Below are 17,031 nucleotides of genomic sequence, written 5' to 3'. Positions count from 1 at the left end.
GGTTAGAGAAGCTATGCCATCATAGCGAATAATACCATTGTCACACAATACGAAAAAAATGCATTCATAAACTCTCTTAATTTTAGAAATATGACCTATGACAAAATATGGATTACGTGCCCAAGTTATTGCTTATACCATTTTACCAACCATTATCATTGGCGGATTATTAGCAAGTTATTTTTCTCTACATCGTTATCAACAAGCCAATGATTACTTAATTAATCGTGCTATTAATATCAGCGAGCCATTAGCTATTGCCAGTGAATACGGCATTTTGGATGAAACACGCACGATTTTAAGGCGATTGCTCAGTGCCACACATCGAAAAAACAGTTCCATGGTAAAAAGCATTGCCATTTTCGATAGTAATAATAAGCTTTTTGTCACCAGTAATTACCACCGTAATTTTCAAATATTAAAAATTCCCGATGGGCAGCCAATCCCAGAGATAACCGAAATCATCTATCATGAAGATACAATTATCATTCATACGCCAATCATCGATGAAACGAATTTTTTGGAGTATCAATTAACCTTTGATCAACCTAGAAAAATTGTCGGTTACGTAGCACTTGAGGTAAATAGTGACGAGATAGAACTATTAATGTTCCGCGATACAACCTTATCTTTCTTTGTTGTGCTACTTGGCATTCTCGGCAGTTTATACCTTGCATTTAAGCAAGCTAAGCGGATCACTGCCCCAATCTCTAACATGGCATCTGTCGTTGAAAAAATAAGTCTAGGGCGCTTAAACTCGCGTGTAGAAGGGAATTATTCAGGTGAAATAGCTCTACTACAGCAAGGTATTAATGAAATGGCTGTCGCGATGTCTAAGCACCATGAGGAGATGCAGGATAGTATTGACCTTGCCACCAGTGAATTACGCGAAACTTTAGAACAAGTTGAAGTACAAAATATTGAGTTAGATATTACTCGAAAAGAAGCGCAACAGGCCGCTTCGGTAAAATCGGAATTCTTGGCGAATATGAGTCATGAATTACGTACACCGCTCAATGGCGTTATCGGCTTTGCCAGACAATTACTCAAAACCCAATTATCCAGCAATCAAATTGACTATCTACAAACAATCGAGCGTTCCGCGGGGAATTTGCTTAATATCATCAATGATATACTCGACTTTTCTAAGCTAGAAGCAGGTAAATTAACTCTTGAGCATATCCCCTTCGATTTACGTGATTGTATTAATGAAACAATGCATTTATTAGCGCCTAGCGCTCACGAGAAAAAACTAGAACTGAGCATGATGATTGACTGCGAAGTCCCTCACGAGGTACTCGGTGATGCAATGCGTCTTCAGCAGATCCTGATGAATTTAATCGGTAATGCGATTAAATTTACCCGTCAGGGAAACATTGAGGTGCAGATTCATCGCATTGATGAACATCACAACGATCCTCAGGAACAGGATAAGGTCACCTTAAAAATAATGATATCAGATACGGGTATCGGTATTTCAGAAAAGCATCAAGCGCAACTATTCAAAGCCTTTGGGCAGGCAGATAGCAGTATTACGCGTCAGTATGGTGGTACCGGATTAGGATTGGTTATAACACAGAAATTAGTCAATCAAATGAATGGTAGTATTGACTTAGTCTCGGTTCCCAATAAAGGATCGACCTTCTGGTTTACCATTGAAATAGAGAAAAATAGTCATAACTCTTTCAACTGTTTTCCTGATGCTAATTTACAAGACCAGTCTATCTTGGTTTATGAGAGTAATGAATATGCCGCACGCGCATGCTCACAACTACTCAACCAATGGGAGACTAATTTAGTCGTCGCTGAAACTCATCAGCAGTGGCAATCTTTATTAACTCATCGATATGATAATATCGTTATTGGCTATAGCCATTGTGACAACTTAGAGCCGCTTTTCAGCTATATCGAGCAAGCGAAAGAGTTTACCGGTAATATCGTCGTATTAATTAACTCGAGTGATCCCAATATATATGAAACATTAATGGCAACGGGTATCAACCACTGCCTTAGCAAGCCAATTGATAATAAAAATTTAGCAAAAGCACTCATCTCTGATAAACCAGTATTTAGCGGACTTGGGCAGCAAGTTAAATTACTGCCTTTAGTGCGTAAAGATATCAGTGTAATGGCTGTCGATGATAATCCTGCTAATCTCAAACTTATTTCTGCGATGTTAGCGGATCGCGTCAACCATGTAACAACCTGCATTGATGGACAACAAGCAGTAGACCAAGCGCAACTACAACAGTTTGATTTAATTTTCATGGATATACAGATGCCTGTTTTAGACGGTATTAATGCGTGTTTACAAATCAAAAGTAACTCAGCAAACACAAACACCCCTGTCATTGCCGTCACTGCACATGTATTACCGAGTGAAAAAGAGCAGTTCTTAAAACAAGGAATGGATGACTGTTTAGCGAAACCGATAGATGAGCTTGCATTACAACAGATGATAAATAAATGGACCCAAGATAAGCCCATTTTAGAGACTGGCCCAGCCAAAATGATAACCATTGAACAGCCTCCTAGTCTAGAGAGCAATAATAATTCATTTGATTGGCAACTTGCTCTGCAGCAAGCAGCGGGTAAAGAAGATCTCGCTAAGGATATGCTAACAATGCTAATTACAGACTTTAGCGCTATTCGCAATGAAGCGAATAAAGCAATGCAGGGAGAAATAGATAATGTACGTTTTGCGCAAATCATCCATAAATTTCATGGCGGTTGTAGCTATAGTGGTGTACCCAAGCTCAAAAATATCGCTGGACTGATTGAAAAAGAGCTAAAGCAGGGCATCACCCCTGAGCTGCTAGAGCCAGAATCACTCGAATTATTAGATGAATTAGACAATGTCGAGAAGGAAGCAAAAAACTATTTAAGTTAATAAATTAGGTTTGCTGCTCAACAAATACCAGCAAACCTTATTATGTTTACTGTTGTGGCATCTCCCCAGTAAAATGCAACTGTCGTGTTGGGAAAGCAAATTGTGCTTGATGAGCAATAACGATATCAGCCACTTTCAACAACACATCCTGCTTAATTTCATGAAATAAGACCCAATTAGTGGTTTTGGTAAATGTATAGATAAAGAAATCCAGGGAAGAATTATTGAAGTAATCAAAATTCACAATTAATGTTTGTTGTGTATCGATATCAGGATGATTTTCTAACATCTCTCGTACCGCTTTAATAATCGAATGAATATGAATAATGTCGCTATAGCGTAGACCAAAGGTCTCCTTAATACGACGATTACTCATACGCGAAGGATTTTCGACAACAATTTGTGTAAATAAACTATTAGGAACATACAGAGGACGTTTATCAAAGGTGCGAATTCGCGTCACGCGCCAACCAATCGACTCTACTGTCCCTTCAATTGATTTATCGGGACTGCGGATCCAGTCACCAACCTTAAATGGTTTATCCATATAAACCATTAATGCGCCGAATAAATTCGAGAGCAAATCTTTCGCGGCCATACCAACAACCAGACCGCCCATACCACCAAAAGCAAGTACACCAGAGATGCTCACACCTAAGGTCTGAATGACCGATAACGCCATGATCACCATCACCGATAACTTAGCTAATTTGGCAACTGCTGTCACCGTGGTGGTATCTTTATCTTCATGGTCAATAAAGGTTAATTCTGATTTATGAATTAAACGCCAGAATGACCAACAAACCAGCAATATAATCGATATTTTTTGTACAATGGGTAGGTAATCAGATATTAATAGCTGTTCACTTTCAGCAACCACTCTTAATGCCATTGAACTACCCATCAATATAATTAGCCAGTTCATTGGCCGCCATAAAGCAAACCAAATAATATCATCCCAATGATTATCAGTACGCTCAATAACCCGCTGTGTTTTCGTTGTAAAAGCGCGCCAGAGTAACTGCAGTATCAACGTGAACACAATAACCAGTGTAAAATTAGCAATCCAATTGCCTATGTCCAAAGACATTAATAACTCTTTTAAATATAACTCTACTTTATCAATCATTTTCATCTCTCATAAAAAAGCCACGCTTTGATATTACCAAAGCGTGGCTAGATAACGGAATAAAAAAATGGTCCTAAAAGTTAATCCCTAACGTAGATCACTTCCATCATCTCTTCATCATCATCATCCCAGTCATCATCACTATCATCAAAGTCAGCATTAGCATTCTCTATTGCCGATTCATGGTAATCATCCCACTGGAATTCAACCTGTTCACGCTGCTCTTCAGGCGTGTAGTCCGTCGGTAATTCTTCTAAATACTCAACTACATCCTGACAAACTTGTTGCGTGCCTGATTTTGAAATAGCCGCGATTTTATAAACGGGGCCATCCCATTGTAATGCATCCTGCACACGCTGCATGACTTCTTGCGCTTCATCTTCTAATAGTAAATCGGTTTTGTTAAACACCAACCAACGTGGTTTAGCTGCCAATTTGGGGCTATGTTTAGCTAGTTCATCAATAATAACCAATGCATTTTGCGCCGGATCACTACCATCTGCTGGTAATAAATCAATCATATGTAACAACACGCGGCAACGTTCTAAATGACGTAAAAAACGGGTACCTAAACCAGCGCCATCGGATGCTCCTTCAATTAACCCAGGAATATCTGCAATAACAAAACTACGTCCATGCCCCATACTCACAACACCTAAATTAGGAATTAATGTGGTAAAAGGATAATCAGCAACCTTTGGTTTCGCCGCAGAAACACTGCGAATAAAAGTTGATTTACCCGCATTAGGCAAACCGAGCATGCCGACATCAGCAAGCAACAATAATTCGAGCAATAAATTACGCACTTCCCCTGGCGTTCCATCTGTCTTTTGACGCGGCGCTCGGTTAGTACTGCTTTTAAATCGAGCATTACCTAAACCGTGGTAACCTCCTTTAGCAACCATCAATTTTTGCCCATCTTTAGTCAAATCACCGATGATTTCACCAGTATCATCATCACGGCAGCGGGTCCCCACTGGCACCTTAACGATACAATCTTGACCACGAGCACCTGTACAATCACGCGTCTGGCCATTTTCGCCACGCTCTGCGTTATAAAAGCGCACAAAACGGAAATCGACCAATGTATTTAGGTTTTCATCGGCTTGCAGATAAACGTCGCCACCATCGCCACCATCGCCGCCATTTGGACCACCACGAGGAATATATTTTTCTGTACGGAAGCCGATAACACCGTTGCCACCATCTCCAGCGTCAACCTTTATTTTTGCTTCATCAACAAACTTCATTACAAACTCCAAAAAGATCAACCGATCTTAACAATCAGTTTGAATAACTATCACCATTATACCCATTTCTATGGATCATAGATCATAATTGATGACCAATAGAAATGAATAGCTAAAAAAAAGCCTCGCATCAGCGAGGCTTTTTAAAATTCGAAATAGGAAACCTAATTATTCAGCAACGATACTAACGAAGCTGCGCATTTTAGGGCCTTTCTTTTCAAACTTAACTACACCAGTAGCTTTAGCGAATAAAGTATGATCTTTACCAAGACCTACATTGTCACCAGCATGGAACTTAGTACCACGTTGACGAACTAAAATATTACCAGCTAGTACTGATTCACCACCAAAACGTTTAACACCTAGGCGTTTACTTTCGGAATCGCGACCGTTATTAGTACTACCACCAGCTTTTTTATGTGCCATTTTTAATAACTCCTAATTAAGCGTTAATTGCAGTAATTTTAACTTCAGTAAACCACTGACGATGACCCGCTTGTTTACGCGAATGCTTACGACGGCGGAACTTAACGATTGTTACTTTCTTACCACGACCGTGAGCTACTACTTCAGCAGTAACTTTACTTCCTTCAACGTATGGAACACCAACTTTTACATCATCAGCATTTGCTACTAAAAGAACTTTATCAAATTCAACAACAGCACCAGCTTCAACATCTAGTTTTTCCAAGCGAAGAGTTTGTTCGACAGCTACACGGTGTTGCTTGCCACCACTCTGGATAACAGCGTACATGTTTCTTACTCCGTTCAGGCATCTCGTGCAAATTTTATATATTCAGCATCGAGAGCACACTTATTAATCACAATGGAGGCGGAGTTTACGGCAAATCGCTGCTATTGGCAATGATATTCTCTAAAAACATTTAAATTATATTAATGTTCAAATAGCATGGCTTAACTAGGGCAAAATAGCAGCAAAAAAACAAATAACGGCACAAAACAGCCACAAACAAGTTAAATACACGTAAAATAAAGATAAGTTTTATCATTTGCACTTAACAGTGTTGAGATAAAAGCAATAAACGGCAATAATGCACCATCAACTTTTAAAGCACCATTATTTGGAAATTTAGATTCATGGACATCAAAGAGATTCAACTTATCTCCAACGCTGAAATGAGCGAAGTCAATGCATTAATTAGCACACAATTAAAATCAGATGTTGCTTTAATTAATCAACTTGGCTTTTACATTATTAACAGTGGCGGTAAACGCATTCGCCCATTGATCGCCATATTAGCAGCAAAAGCTTTAAACATTCATACACCTGAAGTGAGTAAATTAGCTGCAATAATCGAATTCATCCATACCGCGACGCTATTGCATGATGATGTTGTTGATGAATCTGATTTACGCCGTGGCAATAAAACAGCCAATGCGCTATTTGGCAATGCCGCGAGCGTATTAGTTGGAGATTTTTTATATACACGTTCATTTCAAATGATGGCTGAGCTGCAAAACCCAAAAGTAATGGATGTGTTATCTTCAGCCACCAACGTGATTGCCGAAGGTGAAGTATTACAATTGATGAATTGTAATGATCCCAACACCTCGGAAGAAAGTTATATGGATGTCATCTACTTCAAAACAGCGAAACTATTTGAAGCTGCGACACAATTAATTGCCGTATTAGGTAAACAATCAATTGAAGTAGAAAATGCACTACGCGATTATGGTAAATATCTTGGCACCGCATTTCAATTGACCGACGATGTGATGGATTATAATTCTGATGCAGCACAAATGGGAAAAAATGTAGGTGATGACCTAGCCGAAGGAAAACCAACACTCCCCCTACTTTATGCAATTAAACACGGCAGTCCAGCACAAGTTACCCTGATCAAAGAGGCGATAGAAAAAGCCAATGGAATGGACCATTTTGCAGAGATAATGCAAGCTTTACATGAAACCAAGGCATTGCAATACACTAAAGAACGCGCCTTTGAAGAGGCAAACAAAGCAATACAAGCAATTGCCATTCTACCTGACAATCAATACAAACAAGCATTAATCAGCTTAGCCTACCTAGCAGCAGATAGAAAATCCTAAGTTTATAACTGTTAACGATTAAAAAAGCCCTTATCATTTTGCAGTGATAAGGGCTTTTTTATTAAATACAGTTAAAGCTTATCGACACCCTGATACTTCAAGGTGCAAAGCTCTCAGCTAAATGGATTCACTTGAATCATTGTTTCATTACGATTGGACCCGTAGAAATAATATCCATTGGCACACCCGTAATTTCTTCTAGACGTTTAATATAAGCTTGAGCATTTTCAGGAAGAGCATCAAATGAGGTCACACCAAATGAACTCTCACTCCATCCCGGCATGGTTTCATAAACAGGCATAGCCAGTTCATAACCTTCAGCAGCCATTGGTGGAACATCAACTAATTTACCGCATGGCATTTTATATGCGGTACAAATTTTAATTTCTTCTAAACCATCTAAAACATCAAGTTTAGTTAAGCAGAAACCGGTAATACTATTTAATTGCACAGCACGTTTAATCGCCACGGCATCAAACCAACCAGTACGGCGTAAACGGCCCGTTGTTGCACCAAATTCATGTCCAACAGTACCCAAATGTTTACCAGCAGGATCTAATTTATCAACGCCATCATACAGCTCAGTTGGGAAAGGTCCTGACCCCACACGAGTAGTATAAGCTTTAACAATACCTAACACATAGTCTAAATGTGTTGGGCCAAAACCACTTCCTGTCGCAACACCACCGGCGGTGGTATTTGAAGAAGTTACGTAAGGATAAGTGCCGTGATCAATATCCAGTAAAGTTCCCTGCGCACCTTCAAATAGTATGTTTTCACCACGTAGGCGCGCTTTATCAAGCTGATCGGTTACATCAATAACCATGCTAATTAATAAAGGAGCCATTTCAGTCATTTGCGCTAAAACATCATCGTAACTAACTGCTTCAACTTTGTAGTAGTTTACTAACTGGAAGTTATGGTACTCCATGACTTCTTTTAGTTTTACAGCAAATGTCTCCATGTCGAATAAATCATCAACACGTAAACCACGACGTGCAACTTTATCTTCATAGGCAGGACCGATACCACGACCAGTTGTACCAATAGCTTTATTGCCACGCGCTTTTTCTCGTGCGACATCTAATGCAACATGGTATGGAAGAATCAAAGGACAACCTTCACTGATTGAAAGGCGTTCTTTAGCAGGAATGCCTCGCTCGATAAGCATGTTCATCTCTTTGAACAACGCATCGGGTGCTAACACAACACCATTACCGATCACGCATTTGACATTCTCGCGTAAAATCCCTGATGGGATAAGATGAAGAACGGTTTTCTCTCCATCAATAACAAGTGTATGTCCAGCATTATGCCCACCTTGATAACGAACAACCCATTGTGCTTTGTCTGTTAGTAAGTCGACAACCTTACCTTTACCTTCGTCACCCCATTGAGTGCCAAGAATTACTACATTTTTTCCCATCAGAATCACATATCTCTAGCGAATTGAAAAAAGATTTTAGCAAACATTAATCGTGCATATCAATCTCTTTATTTTTAATTAACAGGAAAAAAAGTAATGCTATTTCATTTCTCGGCGATCATCACCATAGAAGAGAACTAAGCACCTGTTTTAACTTAAATTATTCATAACCGACAAAATAGCGATGAAAAATAAGATAATAAAAAGGGTGTAAATATTACTATTTACACCCTTTCAATGATTTTAAAGCGGTTACAATTTATTCATTAACGGCTTTATTTTTTTGGATTGCAGATAATACATCCGTAGGAACAAGCTCATAGGCAGCCTGTGGTTTTAATACAACATTAGATTTATCAGCAACCATTAACATTTGCTTTAAGCGGCTTTTTTCAAATGGTTTTAATAATAAGCCTTGCACATCTAATAGGCTATTTAGGCCTAATAATTCACGCTGCACATCAAAATGTGAACTTAATATCGCAATATCCGCAGCTGCTGAAGTTTGCCCTGTACGAATTCGCTTAATTAACTCAATGCCTGCATTATCATCAATTAATGAATCAACAATAACCAGATTAAAATCTTGCAATGCAACGGAACGCTCTGCTTCAATGGTCGTCGCAACACCTTCTACATATGAAACATCAAGTTCTTCTAGTTGTTCAATTAATTGAATACAATCATTCGCTTGCGCTTCAACAACGAGAACTTTCATTGTTTGGATTGAATTAACTGAGGTATCACTTTGCATAATAGGCGACACTTTATGGTCAACCACTGCACCTACACCTTCCATTCGTGCAATATAACCACGTTTTGGGATCGTGGAAATATTTAATCCATGTATGCTTAATGTACCAATACTTTTACGTAATTGAGAAATATGCTGGTTAATTGTATGGTCAGTCACCAAACGTCCCCAAACATGTTGCGCAAGATCTTCACGAGTTACCACAGTATTCACGTTTTTACATAAAAAATGTAACAATGAAGTACGTAAAGGGCCTAGGTAAACTTTACGATTACCATGAACTAGGCTATTTTGACTGGTATCTACGTGGTATTCACCCACAACTAAACTTGTTTCTAACATTACATCACCTATTGATAAATTTATTAATATACATCTATTTTGTTGGCTATTTATACAGCTCTTTTATACTTATTTGTGCTACATTATCAAATTTTGATGAAAAAACAAGCAAATTTACACTTCCACCCACTTACTTTGTTTGATAAATGTGTGAGAATAAATGTTCCTCCTTAATCGAATACCGATCAAGGAGGAAAAAACCATTATAAAACAATGATTTTCAATTACACTTCTTTCGTCTCGATTATTAAGTTGGCTTTATCCGTATAATTTTTAATTTGGTCAAAATTTAAATAACGGTATGTCTCTGCAGCCACCGTATCTAAAGTATGTGCGTATTGCATATACTCAGCAACGGTTGGTAATTTTCCTTCAATAGCAGCAACGGCTGCGAGTTCCGCAGAACTTAAATAAACATTCGCGTTATTACCTAAACGATTCGGGAAATTACGTGTTGAAGTCGAAACAACTGTCGTGTTATCACCAACGCGTGCTTGATTCCCCATACATAAAGAGCATCCCGGCATTTCTGTGCGAGCACCTACGCGACCAAAAATGCTGTAATAACCTTCATCAGAAAGTTGGCTTGCATCCATTTTTGTTGGCGGTGAAACCCATAAGCGCGTTGGTAACTGTCCCTTAAACTTATCCAATAAGTTACCTGCTGCACGGAAATGACCGATATTTGTCATACATGAACCGATAAATACTTCATCAATTTTTTGTCCGGCGACCTCTGATAACAACTTAACATCATCGGGATCATTCGGACAAGCAAGAATAGGCTCTTTAATATCATTTAAATCAATATCAATGATTGCAGCATATTCTGCGTCTTTATCCGCTTCCATTAACTCAGGGTTAGCTATCCATTGCTGCATTTCTTTAATTCGACGAGTGATAGTACTAACATCACCATAACCTTCTGAAATCATCCACTTAAGCATAACAATATTAGAGTTTAAGTATTCGATAATAGGTTCTTTATCTAACTTAATTGAACAGCCAGCGGCACTTCTTTCTGCTGATGCATCAGACAATTCAAAGGCTTGTTCAACTTTAAGTGTCGGTAAACCTTCGATTTCTAGAATACGACCTGAAAAAACGTTAATTTTTCCTTTTTTATCAACGGTTAAGTGACCATCTTTAATCGCTTGATAGGGAATAGCATTAACCAAATCTCGTAATGTTACGCCTGGCTGTAATTCGCCCTTAAAGCGTACCAAGACTGATTCAGGCATATCCAGTGGCATTACACCAGTTGCAGCTGCAAAGGCAACCAAACCAGATCCCGCAGGAAAGGAGATACCAATAGGAAAACGCGTATGCGAATCCCCACCTGTACCAACGGTATCAGGTAATAACATACGGTTTAACCATGAGTGGATAATGCCATCACCAGGACGAAGCGAAACACCACCACGATTCATAATAAAATCTGGTAGTGTATGATGAGTGATCACATCAATTGGTTTTGGATAAGCACCCGTATGACAAAATGATTGCATCACTAAGTCAGCAGAGAATCCTAAACATGCTAAATCTTTTAACTCATCACGGGTCATTGGACCTGTTGTATCCTGAGATCCCACCGTTGTCATTTTCGGTTCGCAATATTGCCCGGCGCGGATACCTTCTGTACCACAAGCTTTACCGACCATTTTCTGAGCCAATGTATAACCCTTTGTGGATGCTTCCGTATCAACAGGTAATTGGAATACCGTTGAAGTAGCAAGACCCAATGATTTACGCGCGCGATCTGTTAAGCCTCGACCGATAATAAGCGGAATACGGCCACCAGCACGTACTTCGTCTAGAATAATATTTGTTTTCAGAGTGAATTCAGCGATAACTTCGCCTGTTAGATGATTTTTTACCACACCTTGGTATGGGTAAATATCAATAACATCGCCACTATTTAGGGCACTAACATCCATTTCTATAGGTAATGCACCTGAATCTTCCATTGTATTAAAGAAAATAGGCGCAATTTTATTACCAATACAAACACCACCAGCACGTTTATTCGGCACAAAGGGAATATCATCCCCCATAAACCATAACACAGAGTTAGTCGCAGACTTACGAGAAGATCCAGTACCAACAACATCACCAACATAAACTAATGGATGTCCCTTAGTTTTAAGCGCTTCAATCTGTTTAATTGGCCCGGTAACGCCCTCTTCATCCGCAGTAATACCATCGCGAGATATTTTAAGCATCGCTAACGCATGCAATGGGATGTCTGGACGTGACCATGCATCTGGAGCAGGGGAAAGATTGTCAGTATTAGTTTCACCCGTTACTTTAAATACCGTCATAGTGATTTTTTCAGCAACCGCTGGTTTATCTAAAAACCACTGTGCATCCGCCCAAGATTGCATGATTTGTTGGGCAAATTGATTACCTTCTTTGGCTTTTTTTTCTACATCATAAAAAGCATCGAACATAAGTAATGTTTTTGATAAGGCAGAAACTGCTATTGGAGCCAACGCGTCATTATCAAGTTGCTCAATTAAAGGCTCAATATTATAGCCGCCTTGCATGGTACCAAGCAGTTTAACTGCATGTTCCGCAGTGATGATAGGTGAATTGACCTCTCCCCTTGCCAATGCAGCCAAAAAACCTGGCTTTAACATAAGCGGCTTCATCAACACCAGGTGGGATACGATTTTCTAAGAGGTCAATAAGGAAAGCTTCTTCACCTTGGAGTGGTTTTTTTATTAATTCAACTAATGCAGCGGTTTGTTGTGCATTTAATGGCTGCGGAACAACACCTTGAGCGGCACGTTCAGCGACATGTTTACGGTAAGCTTCTAACACAATAGTATCCCTCTTGTTTAAGCGAAAATCGTTCTCTGAGAATAATTTAATAGCAATATAAAGAAATGCAGTATATCGCATCATATTAGCAATGAAAATGACAGAGCGCATTATGCTTCCATCAAGTTAAAAAAATGTTAACGTTATTTTGAATTAAGTTAACATAAGGTAACAGAGTCATTCACCTTATGCATATCAGTAAACTTCAGGCGAACGACACTATGCTACTTATAACAATCGGTATATTATACCGAAAATGGATATTGGATTGGCTCATGGCATTGATAGTCGTTAACCGAAAAATCGTCCATCGTGACCCACGTTTCCAAATCTTCAAGCGATTGTATTTTCGGGTTGATGATTAGCTTTGGAGAGGCAAAAGGTTGGCGTTTTAATTGTACATCACGCATCAACGCTAATTGATCCTCATAGATATGTGCATTCACTATTTTATGGTATGCAGTACCTGCTTTTTTACCGATTTGCGCCATTAATGCCAAAAAAGTAAATACTTGCACTTGGTTGAAGTTAAGCCCTAGTGGAACATCACATGAACGTTGGTAGCTAGTAAGATGCAGGGTATCACCTAATAATGAGAAAGTATGAGTATGCATACATGGTCGTAAACAGCCCATATCAAATTCACCGGGATTATAAAAAGTGATGATTTCAGCGCGATCATCAATGCCTTTTTTCAGGTTCTCAACCACTTTACGTAGCTGATCCACAAAACCGCCATCGGGTTTTGCCCATGAACGCCCTTGAATACCATATACTCTCCCCATGTCATCATCCCCCTTACGATAAGGGTTATTTAACCATGCAGCATTAAGGTTAGCATTAGCATCCCATGTTTTCGTCCCTAGCGCCCTAAAATCTGCAGCATTATCATAACCGCGAATATAGCCTAAAAACTCCGCGATAGCTGATTTCCAAAAACTTTTACGTGTTGTTATCAAGGGGAACTGATTATTTTTCACATCATATTCGAGATCCGCATTAATAACCGTCAAGCAACGTTTATTTGTACGTTCATTTTCAACCCAAACCCCTTCGTCAATAATGCGTTGGCATAATGCTAAATACTGCTTCATTTTTATCTCCTTACTGATTCACAGCCTTATTCACTTCACATTTATTGCAGTATGCAAAGGCAATTAGCCCACCTCCAACAATAACCATTGGTAATGACAAAATCTGCCCCATACTCAGGCCAAAAGTTAATAAGCCAAGCTGAGCATCGGGCTCACGGGCAAACTCAACGACAATACGAAAAATGCCATAACAAAGTAAAAACAGCCCTGCAACGGAGCCACTTGGACGTGGTTTGCGAATAAAGAGAAACAATATAATAAATAATACAACCCCTTCTAAGGCAAACTCATAAAGTTGCGAGGGATGACGAGGCAACGCCCCAGCATTAGGGAAAATGACACCGAAAGGTGAGTCTGTAACGCGTCCCCACAATTCAGAATTAATGAAGTTACCAATACGACCAGCACCAAGGCCAACAGGCAACAGCGGTACAATAAAGTCACCTACCGCTAATATTGAGCGTTGATTTTTCTTAGCATAATAGATAATAGCAAGCACAACACCAATCACCCCTCCATGGAAGGACATCCCCCCTTGCCAAATTTTAAAGAGATAAATAGGATCATCGATAAAGGTTGGAAACTGATAAAAAAGAACATACCCTACTCGCCCCCCCAGTATCACCCCCATGAACCCATAAAATAACAAATCGCTGGCTTGTTCGCGTGTCCATAAACCATTGGAACGATCACATTGACGATTAGCGAACCAGAAGGCAAACACAAATCCAACTAAATACATTAAACCGTACCAGCGAATATCTAGAGGCCCGATACTAATAGCAATCGGATCAATATGGGGTAATACATAATTTGACGATGACATTTATCTACTCATTAAACCGTTAAAAGAAAAATCTAATATAGCAAGCATCATGTTGCTTCACTATTAGAAAATAATTAGTATGGGGTTATCTTCGCTTATTTGGCCCTTAAAATCATGTTCTTTGGAATATTTCTTGCTCTTCTGGGCACTTTATTGTTTTCCTTAAAATCTATTTTTATTAAATTTGCCTATCTCGAAGGGTTAGATGCAGATAGCGTATTAATCCTGCGCATGGCTTTATCCGCACCGGCTTACTTTGCGATTTTAATTTACCTACTCATGCAGCAAGATAAAGATAAAACGCAAAACAAACTATCTAAACGAGTACTCCTAAAAGTATGTGGATTAGGATTTTTAGGTTACTACCTATCTTCGTTATTAGATTTAAAAGGCTTACAATATATCAGCGCACAACTGGAACGATTAACTCTATTTACTTACCCATTTTGGGTAGCCATTATTGGTTATTTTTTATTTAAACAGCCATTAACCAAGCGTATTATGATTTCACTACTCATCAGCTATTTGGGATTGTGGGTGGTGATGGGACAGGAACTACAAATTACTGGCAATGATGTCTTTTATGGCACTATCTTAGTGATGGCGGCTGCATTAAGTTTTGCTTTTTACGTTTTACTTAGCAAGGCAATGATTAATCAACTTGGGTCGTTACTTTTTACCAGTTTGGTGATGATAGCGTCCTCCCTTTTGGTCTTCATTCATGCACTCATACAAGCTGATTTAAACTTGTTGCAAGTAACGCCACAGGCTTGGTTGTGGGTTGGCCTATTAGCGCTATTAAGTACCGTTATCCCTAGCTTTATGGTCTCGGAAGCGATTCAGCGTATTGGCCCAACACAAACGGGTATCGTCGGCACATTAGGTCCAATTTTCACTATTGTATTGGCAATTTACCTTCTAGGAGAGCCGATTACAGCTTATATGATAGTCGGAATGACGATGGTTTTTATCGGAGTCATGGTTTTGATACTCAAAAAACAATAACGTAATCATTTTTTTATGATCCAGTTTAAAACACTGGCCATATAATTCGATTAATATTCACATGATAATAACCGCCTAACACCACCGAAACATGCAGGGAAGTAAGTTTTAGTGTATTACAGAGACGCATGCAATAGATAACAGTTTTATCTGCTTGTAATTCATAAAATAAATACAGGTTAACCATATGACCCAGCACCCCTCTTTTATACAACGTATTGTAAGCGCCAGTTTAATACTACAAATTTCGATTGCTATTATTATTGGTATCATAGTAGCAACAATGGCACCCGATATTGCGCTATCACTCTCTTTTTTAGGTGCGCTATTTGTTTCTGCTTTAAAAGCCGTTGCCCCAATACTGGTGTTTGTTTTAGTGGCATCATCAATAGCCAATCAGCAAAAGGGGACTCATAGCAATATAAAACCGATTATTAAGCTTTATATCATTAGTACGTTACTCGCTTCATTCACCGCGGTTATGATCAGCACCTTATTTCCAACAACATTGGTACTGATAACCGCAGATATCCAAGCGACACCACCACAGGGCGTTCTTGAGGTGTTAAATAGCTTATTATTTAAAGTAGTAGACAGTCCCGTAAACGCCCTAATAACAGGAAATTTTATCGGGATTTTAGCTTGGGCTATCGGATTAGGTTTAACATTACAACATGCGCAACAGACAACTAAAACAATATTACATGATGTCGCCAACAGCATAACTAAAATTGTTCACTTAGTTATTCGCTGCGCACCTATTGGTATCTTTGGTTTAGTCGCAGGTACCATCGCCGAAACCGGATTTGCTGCACTACTAAGTTACTCACATCTATTACTGGTTCTATTAGGTTGTATGGCTTTTATCGCTTTAGTAGTAAACCCTGTGATTGTTTATGCAAAATTAAAGCGCAACCCATACCCACTGGTATTTCAATGCCTACGAGAATCAGGAATAACCGCATTTTTCACTCGTAGCTCTGCAGCCAATATTCCCGTCAATCTAGAATTATGTGATAAATTAGATTTACATGAAGATACTTACTCAGTTTCCATTCCCTTAGGCGCCACTATTAATATGGCGGGCGCAGCGATTACTATTACGGTATTAACACTAGCAGCAGTACAGACAATGGGAATTGAATTTGATATTGCGACGGCAGTGTTATTAAGCGTCGTGGCAGCCATATCGGCGGGAGGCACATCAGGGGTTGCAGGTGGTTCATTACTGCTGATCCCACTTGCATGTAATTTATTTGGGATCCCCAATGAAGTCGCCATGCAAGTTGTAGCAATCGGCTTTATTATCGGTGTGGTACAGGATTCAGCAGAGACTGCATTAAATAGCTCTACGGATGTATTGTTTACCGCAACGGCCTGTATCGCGGCAGAAAGAGAACAAGTTAAACAGTAAGCAACAGA

Annotated in this window: 11 protein-coding genes and 2 pseudogenes; 4 read left to right on the top strand and 9 right to left on the bottom strand. The window is 39.2% G+C overall.

The annotated features are described in order from the left end of the window. Positions 1-97: 97 nt before the first annotated feature. Positions 98-2,890 (top strand): two-component sensor histidine kinase BarA, encoded by a 2,793-nt coding sequence (gene barA, locus AB1A03_RS15290; RefSeq protein ID WP_354625475.1) that lies wholly within the window; start codon positions 98-100, stop codon positions 2,888-2,890. Positions 2,891-2,936: 46 nt separating this feature from the next. Here the strand turns inward: barA and AB1A03_RS15285 are convergent, their stop codons facing one another. From AB1A03_RS15285 to rplU, 4 genes are all read right to left on the bottom strand, one after another. Continuing rightward, positions 2,937-4,019 carry a mechanosensitive ion channel family protein gene (locus AB1A03_RS15285; RefSeq protein ID WP_354625474.1) on the bottom strand — a complete coding sequence of 361 codons (1,083 nt, stop codon included), beginning with the start codon at positions 4,017-4,019 and terminating at the stop codon, positions 2,937-2,939. Between the two features lie 80 nt (positions 4,020-4,099). After that, entirely contained in the window at positions 4,100-5,269 is a 1,170-nt protein-coding gene (gene cgtA, locus AB1A03_RS15280) for an Obg family GTPase CgtA (protein ID WP_354625473.1), read from the bottom strand. Between the two features lie 168 nt (positions 5,270-5,437). Then, positions 5,438-5,695, bottom strand: a complete 258-nt coding sequence (rpmA, locus tag AB1A03_RS15275; protein ID WP_354625472.1) for a 50S ribosomal protein L27 — start codon at positions 5,693-5,695, stop codon at positions 5,438-5,440. A 16-nt stretch (positions 5,696-5,711) separates the two neighbouring features. Continuing rightward, positions 5,712-6,023, bottom strand: a complete 312-nt coding sequence (gene rplU, locus AB1A03_RS15270; RefSeq protein ID WP_354625471.1) for a 50S ribosomal protein L21 — start codon at positions 6,021-6,023, stop codon at positions 5,712-5,714. A 344-nt stretch (positions 6,024-6,367) separates the two neighbouring features. On the opposite strand from rplU, the gene ispB reads away from it, so the two are divergent. Beyond that, positions 6,368-7,339: an octaprenyl diphosphate synthase gene (ispB, locus tag AB1A03_RS15265; protein ID WP_354625470.1), complete on the top strand. Its 972-nt coding sequence runs from the start codon at positions 6,368-6,370 to the stop codon at positions 7,337-7,339. A gap of 113 nt (positions 7,340-7,452) precedes the next feature. Here the strand turns inward: ispB and AB1A03_RS15260 are convergent. The 5 genes and pseudogenes from AB1A03_RS15260 to lgt all read right to left on the bottom strand — a co-directional run bounded on the left by AB1A03_RS15260 (position 7,453) and on the right by lgt (position 14,604). After that, positions 7,453-8,765: pseudogene (locus tag AB1A03_RS15260) on the bottom strand (adenylosuccinate synthase). Positions 8,766-9,024: 259 nt separating this feature from the next. Next, entirely contained in the window at positions 9,025-9,861 is an 837-nt protein-coding gene (locus AB1A03_RS15255; RefSeq protein WP_354625469.1) for a winged helix-turn-helix domain-containing protein, read from the bottom strand. A 224-nt stretch (positions 9,862-10,085) separates the two neighbouring features. Further along, positions 10,086-12,684: pseudogene (acnB, locus tag AB1A03_RS15250) on the bottom strand (bifunctional aconitate hydratase 2/2-methylisocitrate dehydratase). Positions 12,685-12,929: 245 nt separating this feature from the next. Further along, on the bottom strand, positions 12,930-13,778 hold the full coding sequence (locus AB1A03_RS15245) for a thymidylate synthase (protein WP_354625468.1): 849 nt from the start codon (positions 13,776-13,778) through the stop codon (positions 12,930-12,932). Positions 13,779-13,788: 10 nt separating this feature from the next. Then, on the bottom strand, positions 13,789-14,604 hold the full coding sequence (gene lgt, locus AB1A03_RS15240) for a prolipoprotein diacylglyceryl transferase (protein ID WP_354625467.1): 816 nt from the start codon (positions 14,602-14,604) through the stop codon (positions 13,789-13,791). A 114-nt stretch (positions 14,605-14,718) separates the two neighbouring features. On the opposite strand from lgt, the gene AB1A03_RS15235 reads away from it, so the two are divergent. Further along, positions 14,719-15,609: a DMT family transporter gene (locus AB1A03_RS15235; protein ID WP_354625492.1), complete on the top strand. Its 891-nt coding sequence runs from the start codon at positions 14,719-14,721 to the stop codon at positions 15,607-15,609. Between the two features lie 187 nt (positions 15,610-15,796). After that, entirely contained in the window at positions 15,797-17,023 is a 1,227-nt protein-coding gene (gene sstT / locus AB1A03_RS15230) for a serine/threonine transporter SstT (protein WP_354625466.1), read from the top strand. Positions 17,024-17,031 lie beyond the last annotated feature (8 nt).

It is taken from the genome of Psychromonas sp. MME2 (genome assembly GCF_040566515.1).
GTDB lineage: Bacteria > Pseudomonadota > Gammaproteobacteria > Enterobacterales > Psychromonadaceae > Psychromonas.
The sequence above is the reverse complement of the archived record's forward strand: the minus strand, read 5'-3'. Positions and strand labels throughout refer to the sequence as shown.